A 22,693-nucleotide genomic window follows, 5' to 3' on the forward strand; every position below is an offset into this window, starting at 1 on the left:
CCGGTCTGTTGCCGGAAGTGGAGGCGATGCTAATCGGGGAAGCTTTCAGCTACCTTTCGTTGAAGAAAGCTTTGGGTGAACGGTCAACCGGCCGTCGGATGCGAACCAGAGTCAATAAACACGGGAAGGGGAGCTTCGAAATGAGCGAATTGCACAGCGGCGGCTGCCATTGCGGACACATTCGTTATCAGTTCAGCGGGGCGTTGCAGGATATCGCCCATTGCCATTGTTCGATTTGCCGCAAGGTCAGTGGCGGGATTGTCACGACCTGGATCACCGTGCCGGTGGCGAATTTCCAGTGGCTGGCCGCCGCGCCATCGCGATATGACTCGTCGGGTAGTTGCGCGCGGTTCTTCTGCCCGAACTGCGGTGCGCAACTGGCGCTGGTGACGCGGCTTAGCCCCGATAGCATCGACGTGACCATCGCTACCCTTGATCAGCCGCAACTGGCGCCGGCCGAGCGGCATATCTGGACTGACAGCCAATTGCCCTGGCTGCATCTGGACGAGCATCTGCCAGGCGAAGCCGAAGAAACGCTGTAGGTTTACAAGAGCCTGATCAAAAAATAGACAGATCCAGCGTTCGGATCGCGCCCATCCAGATCGCGTGCTCAGTATGATCGAGCAAGTCATCGCCAGTGTCCGGGTGCAAAAACACCACCAGGCCTTTGCGATTGAGCGCCAGCCACGGCAGCACATCGCCGATCAGCTCAGGGCCGAAGGCCAATTGGCAACTCCAGTCCGGATGCGGCCCGACCGGGCGTTCGTGGACGCGGCCCATTTTCAGCGCAAATAATTGCGCGGCCTGCTCGCACAAGGCCCGCGCCTGCTCGATGGTCCTGGCGTCGAAATAGACATGGGCGTGATAACCCTTGATCGCTTGCATCTGAAAGCCTCTGAATCGGTTCGAACCCTCGGCGTTGCTCGTATGTCACACGCCATACAAAGGATAAGAAAAGGGATCAGCCATGAAAAATGCCGAAACCCCGGCGGTAAAAGTGGTGCTCTATGGTGCCATGAGTAGCCTGGGCAGCGCGTTGATGGCTGAGTTGCTGCGCCGTCAGCACGAAGTCATTGCCATCCTCGACGATTTGACCGCACTGGCACCGCGTCCGGGTTTGCGCACCAAAACCGGCGATTTGTTCGACTCGGAGCGGATCAATCATAGCGTGGCCGGTAGTTCGGCGGTCATCTGTTTACTGGATGCGCCGGGGTTGCCGTTCAGTAGCGATCATGTTGAACGGGCCGTCGTGCTCGGGCCGGTCGAGCAGGTGCTGGCCGTCGATGCGCTGGTCGATGGGCTGCAAGCGGCCAATGTGTCGCGGCTGTTTCTGGTGGGCGATTTTGCCGTTCTTGATGAACCGGATGTCGATGATCGCCTGCAACGCCATGCCGCCGAGGAAATTCGCGAAGCCGTGCAAAGCAGTCCGCTGCACTGGACGCTGGTGAATGCGCCACATGGCGTCGCGGGCCTGACGATTGAGCATTTCAGTCAGGTCGGCGGCAATCTGGAACCGGGTCTGGCCGAACCGCTGGAGCGTTTGAATCGCGTGGCGGTGGGGATTGCTGATGAGCTGCGGTTGAATCTGCATGTGGGCCAGCATGTGAATTTCGTGGCGGCTTCAGATTCGTAAAAGATCGCAGCCTGCGGCAGCTCCTACATGAGATCGGTGTAGGAGCTGCCGCAGGCTGCGATCTTTTGATCCTCAAACCGCAATCGAAGGCAGCGCCAGCCCACTCAAGGACTCCGCGCTGCTCGCCTGTTCCGCCATCAGCCAATCGACAAACTGCTGAATCAACGCACCCCGGCGTTTGCGTTGCGGCAGCACCACGTAATAACCGAGGCGCGACAGGGTCGTTTCGGCGATGGGACGGCACAGCAAACCCTGACTCAGCAAGTTATCCACAAGGTGGCGCCAACCAATCGCCACGCCTTGGCCGCCAATCGCCGCTTGAATCAACAGCGTGTAATTGTCGAAGCGCAATTGCCCCGGCGCCGGCGGTGTATTGATACCGAGTTCACGGAACAGACCACTCCAGTCAAACCAGTTGCTGCTGTTTTGCCCGCGCAGGTGCAACAACGGAAACTCCAGTAACGCCTGAGCCGGCAGGGGCTGGGCGCGATCCTTGAGCAACTGCGGACTGCACACCGGGAACACTTCTTCGCTGAAAAGCCAATGGCTTTCGCCCTGTTTAAAGCGTCCATCGCCAAACAGGATCGCCACGTCGATATCGGTGCGCAGCATGTTGTGGTTGCGTTCACTGGTCACCAGGCTGACGTCGACCTGCGGATTGGCCTCGTGAAAACGATGTAGCCGCGGCATTAACCAATAAGCGGCGAAGGCAAAATCGGTGGCAACTTGCAGGACCTCGTGTTGCTGTTGTGAGCTGATCGCGCTCAATCCTGCGTCGATGTTCTGCAAACCAAGGGTAACTTGCTCGAACAGGATCGCACCGACTTCGGTCAGCTCGATCCCTCGGTAAATCCGATCAAACAGCCGTGTGCCGAGCTGTTCTTCCAGCCGTTTGATCTGCTGACTGATTGCTGGTTGCGTAGTGCCAAGCTCTACCGCCGCGGCGGTAAAGCTGCGCTGGCGAGCGGCCGCCTCAAAGGCGCGCAGCAGGTCGAGGGACAGATCACCCAAGGCGTCATACATAAGCTGTGCTTATCCTAGTCATTGTCGGGCGCGGGCTTTACCAGACAAAGCATGAACTCCATGCTCGATCGCAGCAATGTCGCATAAATATTCACTATGGAATGCCGCGATCACATGAAGCGCAAGAATATTCTTTTCATCATGGCCGATCAGATGGCCGCGCCAATGTTGCCGTTCTACGGCCCTTCGCCGATCAAACTGCCGAATCTTTCCCGCCTCGCCGCTCAAGGCGTGGTATTCGACGCCGCATACTGCAACAGCCCGTTGTGCGCGCCGTCTCGTTTCACCTTGGTCAGCGGCCAATTGCCGAGCAAGATTGGCGCCTATGACAACGCTGCCGATTTCCCCGCCGATGTGCCGACTTACGCCCATTACCTGCGCCGTCTCGGCTACCGCACCGCGCTGTCGGGCAAGATGCATTTCTGTGGCCCCGATCAGTTGCACGGCTACGAAGAACGCCTGACTAGCGACATCTACCCGGCCGACTATGGCTGGGCGGTGAACTGGGACGAGCCGGATGTGCGGCCGAGCTGGTATCACAACATGTCTTCGGTGCTGCAGGCCGGACCGTGCGTACGCACCAATCAGCTGGATTTCGATGAAGAGGTGGTGTTCAAGGCGCAGCAATACTTGTTCGATCACATTCGCGAAGATGGCGATCAGCCGTTCTGCCTGACCGTGTCGATGACTCACCCACACGACCCGTACACAATTCCCAAGGCTTTTTGGGATTTGTACGACGATGGCGAAATCCCGCTTCCGACAACGCCGGATCAACACGAACTCGATCCGCACTCGCAGCGTCTGCTCAAGGTCTACGACCTGTGGGATAAGCCATTGCCTGTGGATAAAATTCGTGATGCACGCCGGGCGTACTTCGGTGCGTGCAGCTATATCGACGCCAACGTCGGCAAACTTCTGCAAACGCTGGAAGAAACCGGGTTAATCGATGACACCATCATTGTCTTCTCAGGCGACCATGGCGACATGTTGGGCGAGAAAGGCCTCTGGTACAAAATGCACTGGTACGAAATGGCAGCCCGTGTGCCCCTGTTGATAAGTGCGCCGGGGCAGTTCGAATCGGGCCGCGTCAGCGCTGCCGTGTCGACCGCCGACCTGCTGCCGACATTCGTTGAACTGGCCGGCGGCACGCTGGAATCGGGCTTGCCGCTGGACGGCCGCTCACTGGTTTCACACCTGCAAGGGCAGGGCGGTCATGACGAAGTGTTTGGCGAATACATGGCCGAAGGCACCATCAGCCCGTTGATGATGATCCGTCGCGGTGCCTACAAATTTATCTACAGTGAAAGCGACCCTTGCTTACTCTTCGACGTAGACAACGATCCGCGTGAGATGGAAGAACTCAGCCAATCGCCGCAGCATCGCCAGCTGTTCGATGATTTTATCGCCGAAGCGCGGGCCAAATGGGACATTCCGGCGATTCACCGTGAGGTCCTCGCCAGCCAACGCCGTCGCCGATTTGTTGCCAAGGCGCTGACCATCGGCAAGCTGAAGAGCTGGGATCACCAGCCGCTGGTGGACGCCAGTCAGCAGTACATGCGCAACCACATCGACCTCGATGATCTGGAACGCAAAGCACGTTATCCACAACCCTGCCAAAACCAATAATGTTAAGGGGAAGTCCATGCGTAAGTTATCCACAGTAGTGACGGTTGGCCTGCTCGCGCTGAGCAGCGCATCGGCCTTCGCCGAGCAAGGCTGCGACACGGTGAAAATGGCCGACCCGGGCTGGAGCGATATTGCCGCGACCAATGCGATCACCGGGTTTCTGCTGGACGGCATGGGCTACAAGGCCAAGGTCGACACACTCGCGGTGCCGATTACCTTTGGCGGTTTGAAGGACGGCCAGGTGGACGTGTTCCTCGGCAACTGGATGCCGGCGCAGCAGGGCTTCTATGACAAGTTCGTCGCCACCGGCGATGTCACGCAACTGGCGAAGAATCTCGACGGCACCGAATTCACCCTCGCCGTGCCGGATTACGTGTGGGATGCGGGTGTGCATAACTTTGCCGACCTGAACAAATACGCGGACAAGTTCGAGCGCAAGATCTACGGCATCGGCTCCGGCGCGCCGGCGAATATCTCGTTGCAGGAAATCATCAAGAAAAACGACTTCGACATGGGCCAGTGGAAGCTGATCGAATCCAGCGAACAGGCGATGCTGGCTGAAGTGTCGCGGGCCGTGAAGAAACAGAAATTCGTCACCTTCCTCGGCTGGACCCCGCACCCGATGAACGTGCAGTTGAAGATGCATTACCTGAAGGGTGGCGAGAAGTATTTTGGCGATACCGGCAGCGTGTTTACGTTGACGCGCAAAGGCTATGCCGAGGCGTGTCCGAATGTGGGTAAATTGCTGAGCAATCTGTCGTTCACCCAGGAGATGGAGAACAGCATCATGGCTGAGGTGGTGAACAAGAAGGTCACTAATGCCGAGGCGGCGAAGGCGTGGATCAAGGCGAATCCGGCGGTGCTGGATAAGTGGCTGGACGGGGTGAAGACGGTTGACGGGAAGGATGCGTTGGCGGCGGTGAAGGCGAAGCTTTGATCGTGGGGTTGCTGGAATTGTTTACGGCTTGAGATTTATTCCCCCTCACCCCAGCCCTCTCCCCCAAAGGGGGCGAGGGGGAAAGGGAGCCGATCGTTGTTTGATTCGAGACCTGAGTTCGACGCTGATTCCTCAGGTCGATGTAGCCAGTCCAAACACCTCGGTCAGTCCCCTCTCCCTCTGGGAGAGGGCTAGGGTGAGGGGCCTTTCCCCAGGCACCCTGATAACCTTGAACAAAACCCCAACCGCGAGGACCCATGGCCTTCCCCAGCCGCCACTCTCTCTTGCCCTTCCTCACCTGGCTACCGCGGCAAACCCGCGCCAGCGTCGGACGGGATCTGATCGTCGGCCTCAGCGGTGCGATTCTCGCGTTACCCCAGTCGATTGCCTACGCGTTGATCGCAGGTCTGCCACCCGAGTACGGCCTCTATGCGGCGATCATCCCGGTGCTGATCGCCTGCCTGTGGGGTTCGTCGTGGCATCTGATCTGCGGCCCGACGGCGGCGATTTCCATTGTGCTGTTTGCCAGTGTCAGTCCTTTAGCGATTCCGGCGTCGCAGGACTACATCACGCTTATCCTGCTGCTGACCTTCCTCGCCGGGATTTTCCAGTGGCTGCTCGGTTTACTGCGTTTCGGCGCGCTGGTGAACTTCGTCTCGCACTCGGTGGTGCTGGGGTTCACCCTCGGTGCCGCAGTGGTGATCGCCATCGGGCAATTGCCGAACCTGTTGGGACTGGAGTTGCCGGCCAAGGCCACAGCGCTGGCGAGTTTGATGGATCTGCTGCAACACCTCAGGGCTGTGGATAAACCTTCGTTGGTACTCGGTGTGGCAACGGTAGTCGTCGGTGTGGTGTTGAAACAATTGCTGCCACGCTGGCCGACGCTGTTGATAACCCTCGCATTGGCCAGTCTGCTGGTGTGGCTGTGGCCGGCGATGTTCGGCCATGTGCATCTGGTCAGCGCCTTCGTTGGGCGTTTGCCGCCGTTCAGTGCGTTGCCGCTGGATCTGGACCTGATTCTGCGTTTGCTGCCGAGCGCCGTGGCGGTGGGCATGCTCGGGCTGGTCACCAGCCTGTCGATTGCCCGCTCGATTTCGGCGCGTTCGCAGCAGTTGCTCGATGCCAATCAGGAAGTCCGCGCGCAGGGTTTATCCAATATCGTCGGCGCGTTCTTTTCCGGCTCGCTGTCAGCCGGATCGTTTACCCGTTCCGGTTTGAGTTACGAGGCGGGCGCCTGCTCGCCGCTGGCCGGGATTTTTTCGGCGATCTGGGTGGCGTTGTTTGCGATTTTTGGCGCGGGACTGATCGCGCACATTCCGATCCCGGCGATGGCCGGCTGCATCCTGCTGATTGCCTGGGGCCTGGTCGATCATCGCGGCATTCGAGCCTTGCTGCGGGTCAGTCGTGCCGAGTTCGTGGTGATGGCCCTGACTTGTCTGGCGACGTTGCTGCTGGAGTTGCAGACAGCGATTTATGCCGGTGTGCTGGCCTCGTTGTTCTTCTACCTCAAACGCACCTCGCAACCGCGCGTGCAGCATTGGCGAGACGGTGAGGACGATGTGTTGCGCGTCGGTGGCTCGATCTTTTTTGGCGCCAGCCATTACCTGCAGGTACGCCTGCAACGCATGCATGGCGCGCGGGTGGTGATCGAGGCGCAGCAGATCAACTTCATCGATTATTCGGGTGTGGAGATGCTGCATCAGGAGGCGCGGCGGCTGTTGCGCCAGAATCGCAGTTTGACCTTGCGCCGAGCGCGGCCGCAGGTGGTGGAGGAGTTGAGGAAGCTTGAGGGGCCGGAGAAATGCCCGATCCGGTTTGAGGATTGACCTGATATCACCGCATAACCCTGTAGGAGTGAGCCTGCTCGCGATAGCGGAGTGTCAGATACACATGTTTCAACTGATACTCCGCTATCGCGAGCAGGCTCACTCCTACAAGGATTACTGGGCCAGTTGGCGGCGGAGTTCGGCCAGCACTGGCGCCGTGTCGGGTCGGACGCCCCGCCACAGGAAGAACGCCTCGGCGGCCTGCTCGGCAAGCATCCCCAACCCATCCATCACCACCGCCGCACCCTGTTCGCTGGCCCAGCGGCAGAACGCCGTCGGTTCCTTGCCGTACATCATGTCGTAGCACAGGGTTTTACCCGGCTCGATCAGGCTCGGCGCAATCGGCGGTACATCGCCGGTCAGGCTCGCCGACGTGGCATTGATGATCACGTCCACCGGCTCGCGCAGCCAGTCGAAACCACTGGCCGACACCGGCCCCAGGTCGCAGAACAACTCCGCCAGCAACTCAGCCTTGTCCACCGTACGATTGGCGATGACTACCGATGCGGGTTTCTCCGCCAGCAAAGGCTCCAGCACCCCGCGCACAGCGCCACCCGCCCCCAACAACAGGATGCGCTTGCCAGTCAGGCTGAATCCGGCGTTCACCGTCAGATCGCGCACCAGCCCGGCGCCGTCGGTGTTGTCACCGAGCAGCGAGCCGTCAGCCAGTTTGCTCAGGGTGTTCACCGCGCCGGCCCGTTGCGCACGAGCAGTCAGGCTGTTGGCCAAACGGTAAGCGTCCTCCTTGAACGGCACGGTGACGTTGGCGCCGCGACCTTCCTGGAAAAACGCCGTGGCGCAGCCAGCGAAATCTTCAAGCGGCGCCAGCAAGGCGCTGTAGTCGAGGCGCTGACCGGTCTGCTCGGCGAACAGTTTGTGAATCATCGGCGATTTGCTGTGACCGATCGGGTTACCGAAAACGACGTAACGATCCATCAGAAATCCTCAGGCCTCGGCCAGCCAGTCGCGATCTTGCAGGAAGTACTCGGTCAGGCGCGCTTCTTCGCTGCCAGGCGCAGCCTTCCAGTCGTAACCCCAGCGCACTTGCGGCGGCAGCGACATCAGGATCGACTCGGTACGCCCGCCCGATTGCAGGCCGAACAACGTGCCACGGTCGTATACCAGGTTGAACTCGACGTAGCGGCCACGGCGGAATTCCTGGAACTCACGTTGTTGAGCGGTGAACGCGGCGTTTTTGCGGCGCTGCACGATCGGCAGATAAGCGTCGATGAAAGCATCGCCGATGGCGCGCATGAAGGCGAAGCTGGTGTCGAAGTCCCACTCGTTCAGGTCATCGAAGAACAGACCGCCGATGCCGCGCGGTTCGTGGCGATGCTTGATGTGGAAATAGGTGTCGCACCAGGCCTTGTAACGCGAATATACGTCCGGCCCGAAAGGCGCACACGCCTGTTCGGCAACGCGGTGCCAGTGGATGCAGTCTTCTTCGTTGCCGTAATACGGGGTCAGGTCAAATCCGCCGCCGAACCACCAGACCGGTTCTTCACCTTCTTTCTCGGCGATGAAGAATCGCACGTTGGCGTGGGACGTCGGCACGTGCGGGTTGTGCGGGTGAATCACCAGCGACACGCCGAGGGCTTCAAAACCACGGCCGGCCAGTTCCGGGCGGTGGGCGCTGGCTGACGGTGGCAGACCGCTGCCGAAGACGTGGGAAAAGTTGACACCGCCCTTTTCGATCAGCGTGCCGTTCTCGATCACGCGGGTGCGACCGCCACCGCCGGCAGGCCGGGTCCAGGCGTCTTCGACGAAGCGCGTGCCGCCGTCTTCGGTTTCGAGAGCCGCACAGATGCGGTCTTGCAGATCGAGCAGATAGGCCTTTACGGCGTCGGTGCGGGTCGTCATGGCTTCACCTTGAATCGGGCGGCGCCCCGGCAGACGGGCGACGCAAATGGGCGCGTAGCATACCACCGCAGACTGGCGCGCCGCAGTTGACGAAGATCAAGCATGAGAGTTGGATAGGGGGCTTACGAAAGACCCAAGGAGAGCAGGCAGATGGCAAAGCGTATCCAGTTCCGCGCCCACGGCGGCCCCGAAGTGCTCGAATATGTTGATTACCAACCCGCCGCACCCGGCCCGAATCAGGTGCGCGTCGCCAACAAGGCCATCGGCCTGAACTTCATCGATACCTATTACCGCAGCGGTCTGTATGCGCCGCCCGCCTTGCCGTCCGGCCTGGGGGCGGAAGGCGCGGGCATCGTCGATGCCGTGGGCAGCGACGTCACCAGGTTCAAAGTCGGCGATCGCGTCGCCTATGGCAGCGGCCCATTGGGTGCTTACAGCGAATTGCATGTACTGCCCCAGGACAATCTGGTGCACCTGCCCGACGAAATCAGTTTCGAAACCGCTGCCGGGGTCATGCTCAAAGGCCTGACCGTGCAATACCTGTTGCGCCAGACCTATGAACTTAAGGGTGGCGAAACCATTCTGTTCCACGCCGCCGCCGGTGGCGTCGGTTCGCTGGCCTGCCAATGGGCCAAGGCCTTGGACGTGAAGCTGATCGGCACCGTCAGCTCCAAAGAAAAAGCCGAACTGGCCAAGGCCAATGGCGCTTGGGCGACCATTGATTACAGTCACGAAAACGTCGCCCAGCGTGTGCTGGAGTTGACCGACGGTAAAAAAGTCCCGGTGGTCTATGACGGCGTTGGCAAGGACACTTGGCTGACCTCGCTCGACAGCGTATCGCCGCGCGGTCTGGTCGTGAGCTTCGGCAATGCTTCCGGTGCGGTGGACGGGGTCAATCTGGGCATTCTGGCCGCCAAAGGCTCGCTATACGTGACCCGGCCGACGCTGGCAACTTATGCCAACAATGCCGAGAATCTGCAGCGGATGGCCGATGAATTGTTCGAAATGATCATCAGCGGCAAATTGAAAGTGGACGTCAGCCAGCGGTATTCATTGGCCGACGCAGCGAAGGCGCAAACCGAGCTGTCGGCGCGGCGCACTACCGGCTCCACCGTTCTGCAACCCTGAAACGCAGCCATCAAACGAAGCACCCGGGCGAGCCTCACGAGGCTGGCCCGGGACGTCACCTCTCGACAAAGAACGGCGTCTTGCCTGCCAGGGTGGTTGCGAAATCACCACGGGGCAGACGCTGTACCTGCATGCCCAACACACCGGGCAATCTGAGCAATGCGCTCGCTTGCGCCTCGTTGTGCAAAGCCTGTTCGATGACACGTTCAGCAGCGGCGGGTAATCGGTCCTCCGCGATAAGCAGCCGCAGCTGCGCACCGTCGGCCTGTCGATCAATCTGCACCTGCACATCCGAAGCGTGCAGTTCGGGCAACGCTTCTGCGAGCACGCTCAGGACCTGTCGCTGAGTGATGATCGCTCCGCCCAGCTTGATCGAAGTTTCGATTCGACCCTGCAGTTCCAGTATTGGCAAAGCGCTGCCACAGGCACAGCCGGATTGCCTGGGCAAAACTCGCCCACGATCACCAATGCGGTACCGCAACAAAGGCACCTGATCGGGCAGCAAAGGGGTCAGCAGAAACTCGCCGGGTTCACCGTCCACCACCGCTTGCAGGCTTAAAGGATCGACCACTTCAAGCAGCATGGCATCTGCATGCAGATGGTAGAAACCATGCTCAAGGTGCGCGCACTGGAAACCGATCGGGCCGGTCTCCGTCGAGCTATAACCCAACGATCGTATGTTCAGGGCTGGCCAGTCTCGTGCCAGTTGCTCGCGTAGCGGCTGACGGCAAGGTTCACCGATGTAGTAGAGCCATCTCAAACTGCGCAGCTGCACTCCATCGACATCGGCATGATTGAACAGCGCCTCGGCGAACGAGGGCGTGCAGATCAAAGCGTCGGCCGCTTGTGAATGAATCAACCCGGCTATGCGCTGCATGCCCATCAGCGCGCCTGCAGGCAGCAGACGCGCGCTAATGTGCTGGACGATGGCCGCCGCGTATTGAAAGGCTCCCTGCATTTCACCAGGCGTCAGGCAATTGATGACGACTCGTGGCAGGTCATCGGTCGCAGCAAATACTCGCGCGCCCAAGGGCACGATGCTTTCGTTGAATGCCCAGGAATGGGTGATGTGCTTGCAATTGCCGGTGCTGCCACCTGAAGTCAGGGTCAGCCCACCGCCCGGTGCGCGATGTGACGCATCGCTGAGGTGAGTAAACAGCAACCCGCCCTGATCGTCCTCCACGGCGAGGATCGGTAGCCGATGCAGATCCTCTGCGGTCTGTACGTGTTGAATCTGCGGACACAAGGTGCAGAACCATGGCAGAGACCGCGCATCGTCCAATTTACGCGCGAAGGCCTCTGCAGCTGCAGCCTGAATGGTCTTTGCACAGCTCCGTTGCATCAGGTCACTGCACATGATGCGGCTCTCCCTGACGAATGCCCAACTCAGCGAATCCTTCGTTGACGGCACTCGCCAGATGCTTCAACTGAACCTCGCTGTGATTGGCGCTGATGGCCAGTCGCAGGATTGCTTCACCTTTGGCCACCACCGGAAACAAGGCCGTGGTGACCGCGATGGCGTGCCGACGCAGGTGCAACGCCAGGCTGATGGCGTCTCTTTCGGCTCCGACCCGGACGAAACGTATCGGTGAAGCAATCTGATGGTTGCCCAGAACCGGCCCGAGCAGACCATCGATAACTTCAACATTTTTCCATAATGAAGCCTGCAACTCCCGCAAACCTGCAGATAGATGAATCTTTGTCGAGGCGACTGCCGCACCGACTCCGCCCATGGACAGTGGGCCCCCGAACGTATAAGTCGACGCATGACGCCGAATCAGCTCGGCATCGACCGACGTCAGCACCGTAATTGCACCGCCGGTTGCGCCGAAGGCTTTGGACAATGACGACAACAGGATCAAACGATCGCGCAACGGCTCAGCGGCGACATCAAGCGCATAACCGCCCCCGTTCAGGCCATGGATCGAAGTGCCGTGAGCGTCATCCGCATACAGATAACCCTCAAAGCGCTCAGCCAGTTGCAGCAGCCTGTTAACGGGATAAAGCCCGCGCATCGAGCCGATGCTGTCAGTCAGGATAATGGGGGTATTGCCGGCAGCGACAGCGGTGGAGCAGGCATCTTCGACTTGCTGAAGATCACTGCAATCGCAGCGCTGGACAGGGCCGAACTGCCACAGAATGCCTTGCAGTACCTGCATTGAAGCATGGGCCGCGCGGTCAACGATCCAGCCCGGGCCACGGCGCAGGGGGTACGACGGCAGCTCACCGGAGCCCAGCAGCGGCAGACAACCCAGATGGGCGCTGCCCACCGAGTTGAATGTCACCGTATGCCCCTGGAAAATGCGGTTCAACTGCCCATCGAGTTCGCGCATCGGCGGTAGCAGCGCTCGGGTGCGGGCGGCAGCAAACTGCACACCGAAAGACTCGACGGCTTGCACTGCGCCTTGAACCAGACGGGGATCGCTCTCGAGTCCCAGATAGGAGCACGAGAGAAATTCGGTCAACTGCTCGCCACTGCTCAACTCTATGACCTTGCCATCGCGCTGCACCAGGTTCAGGCCATTGAGCCCGGCGTCGAACAATTGCTGTTGATCGTCACGCGCCTGACGGACACGGTTCTTGACCCAATTGACGGTCGGATGAGGTGTGTTCATCGAGATACCTGCACAGATGATGTCTGGCGATAGACCTGTACTCGCCAGAGTTGAGTTTTTTCTCGTGCGATCGCCTCCTGAAACTGCGCGGTAACGTCGCAGAAGCCTGTGCTATCGGGCCTGACCACATGCAAATGGCCACGAATAACCGTCAGCGCATCCTCGCCCAGGGCGGGCCGGAGCCGCTGCAGGACATCCATGCCAACCTCCGCCGGCAGGAATGAAGGCACGTCGGAAAACGAGACGAAGTCGACATCCCTGCATCTCGAAGCACAGTCGAAGATATCGCCCTGCACCACAGTCAACCGGCATTGCTGCTGCGCCTTGCGTGCCAGTTGAAAAACCTGTGGATTGCACTCCAGCGGAAAGCCCTGCGGATATCGCAGTTCACCGAAAAACAGCATTTGCAGGAAAAAGCTTTCGCGCACGACCTGGGTGGTAAACAAGGTATGGAAGATATCCAGATACACCTCGCGGGAACTGATACCCAGGTTGTTGCGGGGAAACGCCCCTTTGTACAACAGCGAATTGAGCACCGCTGCGTTGCCCAACAAGGCGATCACAGCCTTCCAGCGCTTGAGGGGAAACCGGCTTTGGTAATAAGCCGATTGCTCTCCCAGATCACGAAACTGGAAAATCGCCCGCCCCGCCTTGCCGGTGAACAAACCATTGATCTTCGCCAACCGCTGCAGGGTCTGCTCGAAGGCCCCTTGGTAAATCGGTGCCTGCCAATGACGGGAATGAAACAGGTCCGCCAGCCAGCGGCGATCAAGCGGAGGCAGATCCAGAAGGCGAAAGATGGATTTGCGCCGTGCCACCGACGTTTCCGGCCAGTAGCCCATGAAATCCATGAACGACTGGCGATCGGTCTGCTCAAGCAAAGCTAAACGCAAGCGGGTGAAGGCCAGTTGCGGCGCACTGATATCAGCGCAAGTCATGCGGGCAGGGTGACGGGCCAGCAACGGCAGAAGCCGCCCGCCGCAGCCGGCTACACCCAACACATGCCTGGATTGCTCGGGCAAAATCGTGTACTCGAGTGCGGTGTCTTCATCCCCCAACGCGTAGTTCAACCGCTCGAAGTAGTCAGCCATCTCGACCTCCGCCTGCCCGACGTGAAAATGAACGGGAAGGCGTCATGATTTATCCAGCACATGGAGGAATTCGTAGCGGGGCGCGAGGCCGTTTTGCCAGGCTTCATATTGCTCATAAACGGCTTCGAGCATGTTGCCGGTCAGGCGCAGACTGGTTTCCATCACGGTGGCAATGGCATCCCAGTCAGCCTGACGCTTGCAGGTCCGCTGGAGGATGAGTTTGATCTCATTGAAGTGCTCGACATCGATATCCGAATGAGCAATGAAGAACGTCAGTTGAGCGGGCTTCAGCGCCAGTGTTTCACTCAGCTTGGCGATCAACGGAGTAATAAAGTGATAAGCGTTTTCCGCCCAGTAACTGTATCCCAGCCGCTGTAACGGATTACCGGTAAAAGAAATCCAGTACAAATAAGCAATCAATACTTCCGTCGCCGGAAGTGCCGGTGGCATATCAAAGACTTCATTCTTCAATCCCAGGCTCATGACATCATGCAAGGCCATTTTTTCATGACCGACTTCTTGCGCAGCATGTTCAAAACAGAATTTCGCATAAACAGGATTATCGGCATGCCGCACACCGACCAAACCCTGATTTCGGGCATTGTGTGCGGTGTAATGAAAGGTTTCGATCATGTAGATCGCATATAACGCTCTGGAAACACTGCCCTCGCGGATAGCCTTGACCATCCGGGAATTATCCAGAATATCGGCCCACGCTTTTTCAATGCGCTGATCGAGCAGAATCAGCTGTTGTTCAAAACTGACGGACGCATTCATCGCGACTCTCCGGGTAGTTGCCGTTGATGGGGAAAGGTTGTTGCAGCGCCGTGAGGACTTCCCGCCATTGCGCAGACAGCAGCCAGTAATCGCCGCGCGCGCGGTGTTCGATATGCAGTGAGCTGGAAGTGATCGGGGTCAGGCCAAAGCGCTGGAACAGTCGCCGTTGTGGCGATCGGCACAAGGCCGTCACACCTTGATAGCCGCGATCGATCGCCCATTCGGTGGCGGCTGCAAGCAGCACATTGGTCAGCGCCGGTCGGTGCTGTTGCGAATGCGTGATCAGGCGACTGAACTCGACATGACGCGCCAGCGCCACGGTCGGAGAAACATACTGGTGCGCCAGCGAAGCCCATTCGAAAGGCGAAGGGGTCACTCGCAAAACCGCCGTCAGTTGATCGCGTTGATACAGCAGAAAATGTGTACTGCGCGATGAAATCGCCAGCCTTGTTTCAAGTGCCCGGGCTCTGGAAGTCAGCATGTAATGCTTTAATCGCAGACGAAACTGGCGGCCGATGAATCGTTCAAACTCGCTGGCATCTGACCCCGCATCAAGCATAACAATACGATAATCGGCATGCTGCCTGGTTAATGTCTCTTGAAGCCCCTGCAGATAATCCTTGAGTTGTAAGTTCGTAGTATCCATTCCTTCTCCGCAGACGTTAACTTATCGAAGTTTCTGAGCGCATTGAAATAATGGATGCTTTTAGAAATATCGCCACTACGCGACTTCTGATAATGACGTGGGAAAAGTTACTGAAACTTCTAACTTATCGATTTATCTGACACACAGCAGTACAACATAAACAACAGATTGTTTAAGTTATGCAGATTACCAAGGATAAATCGCAGACAGAAAAAAACTCCTCGCCAAAACAGTCGAGGAGTTAAAAACAGGTGAGGCGGAAATCGGGTCAGTCGGGACGAATAACCTTACCCGTCGCCAGATCGCGAATGACGCTAGGATTTTTCCGCCCGCCAAGGCTGCCGCCCAATACCAGATCGATCTGGCCACGGAAATATTGCTCAACCCGTAAACGCGTGCGCGCTGCCGGGCGACCCTGCGGGTTGGCAGAGGTCGAAATCAATGGCCCGATCATCGAGCACAAATCACGCACTTGCGGGTGATCGCTGACCCGCAGTGCCACGGTGTCGTGCACGCCGGTGACCCATTCCGGCAACAAGCCCTGATGTGGCACCAGCCAGGTGTTCGGCCCCGGCCAGGTGCTGGCCATGCGGTCGATCCACTCTTGCGGGAAGTCTTCGAACAGGAAGTCGAACTGGCGAATGTTGTCGGCGACCAGGATCAGCCCTTTGACCACCGAACGATTCTTGATCGCCAGCAACCGATCCACTGCCTCTTCGTTCCACGGGTCGCAACCCAGCCCCCAGACGGCTTCGGTTGGATAGGCAATCACCGCTCCGGCGCGAATCTCTCGTGCGGCTTGCTGCACACGCCAACTGTTGACCATGAAAAAACTCTCCGCAAACAGGTTTCGCGCAGTTTACCGATCTTCCTTGTAAAACCTAGCGCGTCCTGGCCAACCAGCGACCGTTTTCGCACACCGCACGGCCATCCATTTCCAGTTCGGTGAGGGCCGCCAGCACTTTCGGTAATGCCCAGCCGCTGCTGTCGGCCAAGCCTTCGCTGGTGTGCGGCGCGGCGTGGAGCAGGGCGAGCAACGGATGATCGACTTTCGGAGAATCCGTGGACAACGGCAAATGCTGCCAGCCACGCAACGCTTCGAGGATGTGTTCGATGGTTTCCACCAGCACTGCACCGTCTCGAATCAACTGGTGACAACCGCGCGCACCGGGGTGATGAATCGAACCGGGAATCGCGTAAACCTCGCGCCCCTGTTCCGCCGCCAGCCTTGCGGTAATCAAAGAGCCGCTGGCAACGCTCGCCTCGACTACCAGAACGCCAAGGGACAAACCACTGATGATGCGGTTGCGTCGCGGGAAGTTGCTCGCGGTCGGCCCGGCGTCCAGAGGAAACTCCGAAAGCACCGCGCTGCCGGACGCAATCATCGCATCAGCCAAGCGTCGATTGCGCTGTGGATAAAAGTTTTCCAACCCGGTGCCGAGTACGCCCACGGTCAGCCCGCCAACATCCAGAGCAGCCTGATGCGCAGCGGCATCGATACCCAACGCCAACCCGCTGGTGATGACAAAACCGGCCCCGGCGAGGCAGCGGGAAAATGCTGCGGCGGTGTCCATTCCCGGACGCGACGCGCGACGGCTACCCACCATCGCCAGTTGCGGTTTCTCGAGAATCAGCGGATCACCGGCAACGAACAACATTGGCGGCGGATCAGGAATCTGCGCCAGCAGCGCCGGGTAATCGGCTTGATCCCACATCAGCAAATGATGCTCTGGCCGCTCTAGCCAGCGCATTGCATGGCTGGCACCGTCGCGAACGTCTGGACAGCGCCGCGCTTCGGCGCACGTCGCCGGCAAACCCAACGAACGCCACGCACTGGCCGGAGCGCTGATGGCTTTTGAGGCCGAGCCGAAGGCTTCAAGCAATTTGGCAAAGCGCTTCGGGCCGACATCCGGCAAGCGGTGCAGGCGCAGGCGCGCTTCCAGTTCCGCTGGGGAAACCGGCGTACAGACAGGCAATATCATGGATCATCCTTGATCGTTATAAGCCCCGAACCATTCGGAACAAGCTGTGGATAACTCTGTTGGTAACTTGTTAAGCAAGCTTACGGATTTCGCACCTTGTCGAGCACCGCCAGCGAGCGTGAAGCGTTGAGAACGAGGCCGTAGCTGAGTTTGTCGTAGGTGCGGAACACCATCAGCAACCCGGCGCGTTCGTCGGGGATCTTCAGCGGTTGGCCGGTGACACGGTCGCGCACGGTTTCCCCGGTCTTCATCACCACCAGCACATTGCCTTCGGCCAGACCGTCGCGCTTGCCCTTGTTCAGGGTGACCACATCCATCAAGCCGATCTGGGTGACGCCACGCGGCACGTCGATGATCACGCCGTTGATACTGGTGGTCGGTGCGCTGGGCATGAAGGTCGAGTTGATCGAGCGCTCTTCGCCGCTGAACAAACGATCGCCGAGGCGCACTTCCTGGGTGGTGCGTTGCAGGGCGAGGGTGGCGACGTCGCCTTCGGTGGCGACGATCTCACCGCCACCGATATCGTCTGCGTTGATCCCGAGGAACTCCTTGGTCTCAGGATCGGTGTAGACCTTGCCCTGACGGAAGATCCCGTAAACCGGCTGATTCGGGTCGAAATGGCCACGTGCAAATATACGGTCACCGGTGCCGCTGAGCACGCGCTCGGCATCGCCGGCGACGATGTACGGCGCCTTGTCGAAATCTTCGGCCTTGTCGACGATGCGGTTGCTCAGCAGAAAGCTGTTGATCGATTTCAGTGGAATGCTCGGAATCGCCTCGGCCACCGGGCTGGTGCGGATTCGTGGCGAGAGCTTGATGGTGCCGCGCGACTCGCCGCGATTGACGGTCAGACGCGGCTGGCCATCGACATAACTGAGCGTCAGCGTGTCGCCGGGATAGATCAGGTTGGGGTTTTCGATTTGCGGATTGGCCCGCCACAGTTGTGGCCACTGCCAGGGCTCGCGCAGGTATTTGCCGGAAATGTCCCAGAGCGTATCCCCCGAAACCACCGTGTATTGCTGTGGAAAACCATCCCTGAGTTGCACTTGCCCTTGCGCCACGCCGGCCGAGGCCAACAGCAGCAGGGCGAGTAGTGTTTTCCTCATGCAGTGAATCCCTTTATCATGTGCATTCGCGTGAACCGTCAGAGCCCCCGTGGCTCGCTTGTGCAAAATGCACAAGCTACGCTTCACAACGGTAGCCTGCATCTTCGGACCTGCCAGGCCATCGCCCGACTTTACTCAACGTGTGCAGCAATCAAAGCCTATGGCCATTTTAAACATCCTCGAATTCCCGGACCCGCGTCTGCGCACTATCGCCAAGCCTGTGGCTGTAGTGGACGACGAAGTGCGTCAGTTGGTCGATGACATGTTTGAAACAATGTATGAAGCGCCGGGCATCGGCCTTGCCGCGACCCAGGTCAACGTGCACAAACGTATCGTCGTGATGGACCTTTCCGAAGACCGCACCGAACCGCGGGTGTTCATCAACCCCGAGTTCGAATCGCTGACCGAAGAAATGGACCAATACCAGGAAGGCTGCCTCTCGGTACCGGGTTTCTACGAAAATGTCGATCGCCCGCAAAAGGTCAAAATCAAGGCGCTGGACCGCGACGGCAAGCCCTATGAGCTGATCGCCGAAGGCCTGCTCGCGGTGTGCATCCAGCACGAATGCGACCACCTCAACGGCAAATTGTTCGTCGATTACCTGTCCACGCTCAAACGCGACCGGATCAAGAAGAAACTGGAAAAGCAGCACCGCCAGAACGCTTGATGCCCCTCCTTCAAAGGCTTGCTGCGGCAAGCCTTTTTCTTTTCAAGAGACGCCCTTCATGACTGAGCCACTGCGCATCGTTTTTGCCGGCACCCCGGAATTCGCCGCCGAACACCTCAAGGCCTTGCTGAACAGCCCTTACGAGATCGTTGCGGCTTACACCCAACCGGATCGTCCGGCCGGTCGCGGGCAAAAACTGATGCCGAGCCCGGTCAAACAGCTCGCCCTGGAAAACCATATCCAGGTGTTGCAGCCGCCGACATTGCGCAATCCTGAGGCTCAGGCTGAACTGGCCGCGCTGAAACCGGATCTGCTGGTAGTGGTCGCCTACGGACTGATCCTGCCGCAAGTGGTGCTGGATATCCCGCGTTTGGGCTGCATCAACAGTCATGCCTCGCTGCTGCCACGCTGGCGCGGTGCGGCGCCGATTCAACGCGCCGTAGAGCACGGTGATGCCGAGAGCGGCGTAACCGTGATGCGCATGGAAGCCGGCCTCGACACCGGGCCGATGCTGCTCAAGGTCGTCACGCCAATCACCGGTGAAGACACTGGTGGCTCCTTGCATGATCGCCTCGCAGAAATGGGCCCACCAGCCGTGGTGCAAGCGATTGCCGGTCTGGCTGCTGGCACGCTGGAAGGCGAAGTGCAGAATGATGAGCTCGCCACTTATGCACACAAGCTGAACAAGGACGAAGCGCGCATCGACTGGAGCCGTCCGGCGGTTGAGCTGGAGCGACTGGTGCGCGCCTTCAACCCATGGCCGATCACCCACAGCACCCTTAACGGTGAAGCGCTGAAAGTCCTGGCGGCAACACTCGCCGAAGGTAAAGGCGCACCGGGTGAAATCCTCAGCGCCAGCAAGGACGGCCTGGTCGTCGCCTGCGGTGAGCAGGCGCTGTGCCTGACCCGCCTGCAATTGCCCGGCGGTAAAGCGCTGAACTTCAGCGACCTGTTCAACAGCCGTCGTGAGAAATTCGCCGTCGGCACTGTGTTGGGTGCAACGGTGGACGCGCAATGAATCCGCGTCTGGCCGCCGCCAAGGCACTCGCCGCCGTGCTCAGCGGCAAAGCCTCGCTGAACAGCTCCCTGCCGACGCAACTGGACAAGGTCGAGGATCGCGATCGCGGTTTCACTCAGGATCTGGCCTTCGGCACCGCGCGCTGGCAGCCACGTCTTTCGGCGCTGGCGGAAAAGCTGCTGCAGAAACCGTTCAAGGCTGCCGACGCCGATGTCGAAGCCTTGCTGCTGGTCGGCCTCTACCAATTGCTTTACACCCGCGTGCCGGCCCACGCCGCCATTGGCGAAACCGTCGGTTGCGCCGAGAAGCTGAAAAAGCCGTGGGCCAAAGGCCTGCTCAACGCCGTGTTGCGCAATGCCCAGCGCGAAAGCGAGACGATTTTCGCCGAGCTGGAACGTGATCCAGTGGTGCGTACCGCTCACCCGCGCTGGCTGCAAAAATCCCTCAAGGCTTTCTGGCCGGAACAGTGGGAAGCAATCTGCGAAGCGAACAATGCGCATCCGCCGATGATTCTGCGGGTCAATCGCCGCCATCACAGCCGCGACGCTTACCTTGGTTTGCTGACTGAGGCCGGGATTGCCGCAACACCGTGCATTTACAGCCGCGACGGCATCATCCTCGAAGCCGCTGCTGACGTGCGCAGCCTGCCAGGTTTCGCCGAAGGCTGGATCAGCGTGCAGGACGAAGCGGCGCAACTGGCTGCCGATCTGCTCGATCTGGCGCCGGGGCAACGCGTGCTCGACGCCTGTTGCGCGCCCGGCGGCAAGACCTGCCACATCCTCGAAGCCGAACCGGCGCTGGCCGGTGTGGTGGCGGTGGATCTGGAAGCCAAACGGCTGGTGCGCGTTAAGGAAAACCTCGAACGCCTCGGCTTGAACGCGGAACTGATCGCCGCCGACGGTCGCGACACCGAGAAATGGTGGGACGGCAAACCCTTCCAGCGCATCCTGCTCGACGCGCCGTGCTCGGCCACCGGCGTGATCCGTCGCCATCCGGACATCAAGCTGACCCGTCAGCCGGCCGACATCGTCGCCCTCGCGCAACTGCAAGGCGAACTGCTCGATGCGATGTGGAAAACCCTCGAAGTCGGCGGCATCCTGCTGTACGCCACCTGCTCGACGCTGCCGACCGAAAACACCGAAGTCATCGCCGCGTTCCTCGAGCGTACGCCGGGTGCCCGCGAACTGGATCTGGCCACCAGTGCCGGGATCAAACAGCCCCATGGTCGCCAATTGCTGGCCCAGCAGGGCGGGCATGACGGGTTCTACTACGCCAAGCTGATCAAGATCGCTGCCGCGCGCGGCTAAATGGGTTCAATGGAGTGACTGGATGAAAATCATCATCCTCGGGGCGGGGCAGGTCGGCGGTTCGCTGGCTGAGCACCTCGCCAGCGAAGCCAACGACATCACCGTGGTCGATACCGACGGCGAGCGCCTGCGCGACCTCGGCGACCGCCTCGATATTCGTACCGTGCAGGGCCGTGGCTCGCTGCCGTCGGTGCTGCGTCAGGCCGGCGCCGACGACGCCGACATGCTGGTGGCGGTGACCAACAGCGACGAAACCAACATGGTCGCCTGCCAGGTCGCCCACACGCTGTTCCACACCCCGACCAAGATCGCCAGGGTGCGCGAAGCGTCTTACCTCCATCGCGAAGAACAGCTGTTCCAGAACGAAGCGATTCCGGTCGACGTGCTGATCAGCCCCGAGCAAGTGGTGACCAACTATATCAAGCGCCTGATCCAGCATCCGGGCGCCTTGCAGGTGATCGACTTCGCCGAAGGCGCGGCGCAACTGGTGGCGGTGCGCGCTTATTACGGCGGGCCGCTGGTCGGTCAGCAATTGCGTCAGTTGCGCGAACATATGCCGAATGTCGAGACGCGCGTGGCCGCGATTTTCCGCCGTGACCGACCGATCCTGCCCCAGGGCGATACGGTGATCGAGGCCGATGACGAAGTCTTCTTCATCGCCGCCCGTGAGAATATTCGTGCGGTCATGAGCGAAATGCGCCGTCTCGACGAAACCTACAAACGCATCGTCATCGCGGGCGGCGGGCAGATCGGTGAACGGCTGGCCGAGGCCATCGAAAGCCGCTATCAGGTGAAGATCATCGAGATGAACCCGGCGCGTTGCCGTTATCTCTCCGACACCCTCGACAGCACCGTGGTGCTGCAGGGCAGCGCGTCCGACCGCGATTTGCTGCTGGAAGAGAACATCGCCGACGCCGACATTTTTCTAGCGCTGACCAACGATGACGAAGCCAACATCATGTCGTCGCTGCTGGCCAAACGGCTGGGGGCGAAGAAGGTCATGACGATCATCAACAACCCGGCCTACGTCGACCTGATTCAGGGCGGCGATATCGACATCGCCATCAGCCCGCAACTGGCGACCATCGGCACCCTGCTGGCCCACGTCCGTCGTGGCGATATCGTCAGCGTGCACTCACTGCGTCGCGGTGCGGCGGAAGCCATTGAGGCGATTGCCCACGGTGATGCGAAGTCGAGCAAGGTGATCGGTAAACCGATCGAGAAGATCGGCCTGCCGCCGGGCACCACGATTGGTGCCGTGATCCGCAACGAACAGGTGATCATCGCCCACGATGACACGGTGATCGAAGCGGGCGACCATGTGATTCTGTTCCTTGTGGATAAAAAGCATATTCGCGATGTGGAGAAGCTGTTTCATGTGGGGTTGAGCTTCTTCTGATCCGGATTATCGGGGGATCAGACTGGTGTCATCGCGAGCAGGCTCGCTC

The 22,693-nt window shown here is 59.6% G+C and carries 22 protein-coding genes; 10 read left to right on the top strand and 12 right to left on the bottom strand.

The annotated features are described in order from the left end of the window. Positions 1-140 precede the first annotated feature (140 nt). Positions 141-542 carry a GFA family protein gene (locus tag ACI514_RS25145; protein WP_160054475.1) on the top strand — a complete coding sequence of 134 codons (402 nt, stop codon included), beginning with the start codon at positions 141-143 and terminating at the stop codon, positions 540-542. 16 nt (positions 543-558) lie between these two features. On the opposite strand, the gene ACI514_RS25150 is transcribed toward ACI514_RS25145, so the two are convergent. Then, a complete protein-coding gene (locus tag ACI514_RS25150; RefSeq protein ID WP_160054473.1) occupies positions 559-885 on the bottom strand; it encodes a DOPA 4,5-dioxygenase family protein in 327 nt (108 codons plus the stop codon). 82 nt (positions 886-967) lie between these two features. On the opposite strand from ACI514_RS25150, the gene ACI514_RS25155 reads away from it, so the two are divergent. Further along, positions 968-1,633 carry an NAD(P)-dependent oxidoreductase gene (locus tag ACI514_RS25155; protein ID WP_405122588.1) on the top strand — a complete coding sequence of 222 codons (666 nt, stop codon included), beginning with the start codon at positions 968-970 and terminating at the stop codon, positions 1,631-1,633. A 72-nt stretch (positions 1,634-1,705) separates the two neighbouring features. Here ACI514_RS25155 and ACI514_RS25160 read toward each other — a convergent pair whose 3' ends face one another. Beyond that, on the bottom strand, positions 1,706-2,656 hold the full coding sequence (locus ACI514_RS25160; RefSeq protein ID WP_160054471.1) for a choline sulfate utilization transcriptional regulator: 951 nt from the start codon (positions 2,654-2,656) through the stop codon (positions 1,706-1,708). A 114-nt stretch (positions 2,657-2,770) separates the two neighbouring features. On the opposite strand from ACI514_RS25160, the gene betC reads away from it, so the two are divergent. The 3 genes from betC (at position 2,771) to ACI514_RS25175 (ending at position 7,048) form a co-directional block, all read left to right on the top strand. Then, entirely contained in the window at positions 2,771-4,285 is a 1,515-nt protein-coding gene (betC, locus tag ACI514_RS25165; RefSeq protein WP_405122589.1) for a choline-sulfatase, read from the top strand. Positions 4,286-4,301: 16 nt separating this feature from the next. Then, positions 4,302-5,222, top strand: a complete 921-nt coding sequence (gene choX / locus ACI514_RS25170; protein WP_405122590.1) for a choline ABC transporter substrate-binding protein — start codon at positions 4,302-4,304, stop codon at positions 5,220-5,222. Positions 5,223-5,479: 257 nt separating this feature from the next. Continuing rightward, the gene (locus tag ACI514_RS25175; protein ID WP_405122591.1) at positions 5,480-7,048 is read left to right on the top strand and encodes a SulP family inorganic anion transporter; all 1,569 of its coding nucleotides are present in this window, start codon (positions 5,480-5,482) and stop codon (positions 7,046-7,048) included. Between the two features lie 114 nt (positions 7,049-7,162). On the opposite strand, the gene aroE is transcribed toward ACI514_RS25175, so the two are convergent. Both aroE and hemF read right to left on the bottom strand, forming a co-directional pair. Next, positions 7,163-7,984 (bottom strand): shikimate dehydrogenase, encoded by an 822-nt coding sequence (gene aroE, locus ACI514_RS25180; RefSeq protein WP_160054463.1) that lies wholly within the window; start codon positions 7,982-7,984, stop codon positions 7,163-7,165. A 9-nt stretch (positions 7,985-7,993) separates the two neighbouring features. Then, positions 7,994-8,908, bottom strand: coding sequence for an oxygen-dependent coproporphyrinogen oxidase (gene hemF / locus ACI514_RS25185; protein WP_160054461.1), 915 nt, complete (start codon positions 8,906-8,908; stop codon positions 7,994-7,996). Positions 8,909-9,058: 150 nt separating this feature from the next. Here hemF and ACI514_RS25190 point away from each other — a divergent pair, with 150 nt between their 5' ends. Then, entirely contained in the window at positions 9,059-10,036 is a 978-nt protein-coding gene (locus ACI514_RS25190; protein ID WP_405122592.1) for an NADPH:quinone reductase, read from the top strand. Between the two features lie 55 nt (positions 10,037-10,091). Here the strand turns inward: ACI514_RS25190 and ACI514_RS25195 are convergent, their stop codons facing one another. The 8 genes from ACI514_RS25195 to ACI514_RS25230 form a co-directional block, all read right to left on the bottom strand. Beyond that, entirely contained in the window at positions 10,092-11,378 is a 1,287-nt protein-coding gene (locus ACI514_RS25195) for a phenylacetate--CoA ligase family protein (RefSeq protein ID WP_238785188.1), read from the bottom strand. Positions 11,379-11,382: 4 nt separating this feature from the next. Further along, a complete protein-coding gene (locus tag ACI514_RS25200) occupies positions 11,383-12,651 on the bottom strand; it encodes an aminotransferase class I/II-fold pyridoxal phosphate-dependent enzyme (protein WP_405122593.1) in 1,269 nt (422 codons plus the stop codon). Next, complete coding sequence (locus ACI514_RS25205) at positions 12,648-13,742, bottom strand: DUF3419 family protein (protein ID WP_405122594.1); 1,095 nt, start codon at positions 13,740-13,742, stop codon at positions 12,648-12,650. The genes ACI514_RS25200 and ACI514_RS25205 overlap by 4 nt, the downstream gene beginning before the upstream one ends. A 42-nt stretch (positions 13,743-13,784) precedes the next feature. Beyond that, complete coding sequence (locus ACI514_RS25210) at positions 13,785-14,519, bottom strand: iron-containing redox enzyme family protein (RefSeq protein WP_160054453.1); 735 nt, start codon at positions 14,517-14,519, stop codon at positions 13,785-13,787. Then, positions 14,497-15,165, bottom strand: a complete 669-nt coding sequence (locus tag ACI514_RS25215) for a hypothetical protein (protein ID WP_160054451.1) — start codon at positions 15,163-15,165, stop codon at positions 14,497-14,499. Before ACI514_RS25215 ends, ACI514_RS25210 begins: the two co-directional genes overlap by 23 nt. Positions 15,166-15,433: 268 nt before the next feature. Further along, the gene (locus ACI514_RS25220) at positions 15,434-15,991 is read right to left on the bottom strand and encodes an L-threonylcarbamoyladenylate synthase (protein WP_160054449.1); all 558 of its coding nucleotides are present in this window, start codon (positions 15,989-15,991) and stop codon (positions 15,434-15,436) included. Positions 15,992-16,046: 55 nt separating this feature from the next. Continuing rightward, positions 16,047-17,147, bottom strand: a complete 1,101-nt coding sequence (dprA, locus tag ACI514_RS25225; RefSeq protein WP_160054447.1) for a DNA-processing protein DprA — start codon at positions 17,145-17,147, stop codon at positions 16,047-16,049. An 80-nt stretch (positions 17,148-17,227) separates the two neighbouring features. Then, positions 17,228-18,253, bottom strand: coding sequence for a LysM peptidoglycan-binding domain-containing protein (locus ACI514_RS25230; protein ID WP_405122595.1), 1,026 nt, complete (start codon positions 18,251-18,253; stop codon positions 17,228-17,230). A gap of 160 nt (positions 18,254-18,413) precedes the next feature. Between ACI514_RS25230 and def the strand changes: the two genes are divergently transcribed. From def to trkA, 4 genes are read left to right on the top strand one after another with little or no spacing between them, the layout of a single operon-like run. Next, a complete protein-coding gene (gene def / locus ACI514_RS25235; RefSeq protein WP_038359594.1) occupies positions 18,414-18,920 on the top strand; it encodes a peptide deformylase in 507 nt (168 codons plus the stop codon). 58 nt (positions 18,921-18,978) lie between these two features. Continuing rightward, a complete protein-coding gene (gene fmt, locus ACI514_RS25240; protein WP_405122596.1) occupies positions 18,979-19,938 on the top strand; it encodes a methionyl-tRNA formyltransferase in 960 nt (319 codons plus the stop codon). Continuing rightward, positions 19,935-21,245: a 16S rRNA (cytosine(967)-C(5))-methyltransferase RsmB gene (gene rsmB / locus ACI514_RS25245; protein ID WP_160054441.1), complete on the top strand. Its 1,311-nt coding sequence runs from the start codon at positions 19,935-19,937 to the stop codon at positions 21,243-21,245. Before fmt ends, rsmB begins: the two co-directional genes overlap by 4 nt. A gap of 22 nt (positions 21,246-21,267) precedes the next feature. Next, a complete protein-coding gene (gene trkA, locus ACI514_RS25250) occupies positions 21,268-22,644 on the top strand; it encodes a Trk system potassium transporter TrkA (protein ID WP_077575169.1) in 1,377 nt (458 codons plus the stop codon). The last annotated feature ends 49 nt before the right edge of the window (positions 22,645-22,693 follow it).

Source organism: Pseudomonas sp. M20 (genome assembly GCF_045037865.1).
GTDB lineage: Bacteria > Pseudomonadota > Gammaproteobacteria > Pseudomonadales > Pseudomonadaceae > Aquipseudomonas.

Bases quoted from the DNA above. Each gene is read 5' to 3' on its own strand.
- dprA (WP_160054447.1), bottom strand. From the start codon at position 17,147: ATGATATTGCCTGTCTGTACGCCGGTTTCCCCAGCGGAACTGGAAGCG.
- ACI514_RS25150 (WP_160054473.1), bottom strand. From the start codon at position 885: ATGCAAGCGATCAAGGGTTATCACGCCCATGTCTATTTCGACGCCAGG.
- ACI514_RS25230 (WP_405122595.1), bottom strand. From the start codon at position 18,253: ATGAGGAAAACACTACTCGCCCTGCTGCTGTTGGCCTCGGCCGGCGTG.
- ACI514_RS25205 (WP_405122594.1), bottom strand. From the start codon at position 13,742: ATGGCTGACTACTTCGAGCGGTTGAACTACGCGTTGGGGGATGAAGAC.
- ACI514_RS25200 (WP_405122593.1), bottom strand. From the start codon at position 12,651: ATGAACACACCTCATCCGACCGTCAATTGGGTCAAGAACCGTGTCCGT.
- rsmB (WP_160054441.1), top strand. From the start codon at position 19,935: ATGAATCCGCGTCTGGCCGCCGCCAAGGCACTCGCCGCCGTGCTCAGC.
- ACI514_RS25220 (WP_160054449.1), bottom strand. From the start codon at position 15,991: ATGGTCAACAGTTGGCGTGTGCAGCAAGCCGCACGAGAGATTCGCGCC.
- ACI514_RS25160 (WP_160054471.1), bottom strand. From the start codon at position 2,656: ATGTATGACGCCTTGGGTGATCTGTCCCTCGACCTGCTGCGCGCCTTT.
- def (WP_038359594.1), top strand. From the start codon at position 18,414: ATGGCCATTTTAAACATCCTCGAATTCCCGGACCCGCGTCTGCGCACT.
- ACI514_RS25210 (WP_160054453.1), bottom strand. From the start codon at position 14,519: ATGAATGCGTCCGTCAGTTTTGAACAACAGCTGATTCTGCTCGATCAG.
- hemF (WP_160054461.1), bottom strand. From the start codon at position 8,908: ATGACGACCCGCACCGACGCCGTAAAGGCCTATCTGCTCGATCTGCAA.
- ACI514_RS25145 (WP_160054475.1), top strand. From the start codon at position 141: ATGAGCGAATTGCACAGCGGCGGCTGCCATTGCGGACACATTCGTTAT.
- trkA (WP_077575169.1), top strand. From the start codon at position 21,268: ATGAAAATCATCATCCTCGGGGCGGGGCAGGTCGGCGGTTCGCTGGCT.
- ACI514_RS25195 (WP_238785188.1), bottom strand. From the start codon at position 11,378: ATGCAACGGAGCTGTGCAAAGACCATTCAGGCTGCAGCTGCAGAGGCC.
- aroE (WP_160054463.1), bottom strand. From the start codon at position 7,984: ATGGATCGTTACGTCGTTTTCGGTAACCCGATCGGTCACAGCAAATCG.
- ACI514_RS25175 (WP_405122591.1), top strand. From the start codon at position 5,480: ATGGCCTTCCCCAGCCGCCACTCTCTCTTGCCCTTCCTCACCTGGCTA.
- ACI514_RS25190 (WP_405122592.1), top strand. From the start codon at position 9,059: ATGGCAAAGCGTATCCAGTTCCGCGCCCACGGCGGCCCCGAAGTGCTC.
- ACI514_RS25155 (WP_405122588.1), top strand. From the start codon at position 968: ATGAAAAATGCCGAAACCCCGGCGGTAAAAGTGGTGCTCTATGGTGCC.
- choX (WP_405122590.1), top strand. From the start codon at position 4,302: ATGCGTAAGTTATCCACAGTAGTGACGGTTGGCCTGCTCGCGCTGAGC.
- betC (WP_405122589.1), top strand. From the start codon at position 2,771: ATGAAGCGCAAGAATATTCTTTTCATCATGGCCGATCAGATGGCCGCG.
- ACI514_RS25215 (WP_160054451.1), bottom strand. From the start codon at position 15,165: ATGGATACTACGAACTTACAACTCAAGGATTATCTGCAGGGGCTTCAA.
- fmt (WP_405122596.1), top strand. From the start codon at position 18,979: ATGACTGAGCCACTGCGCATCGTTTTTGCCGGCACCCCGGAATTCGCC.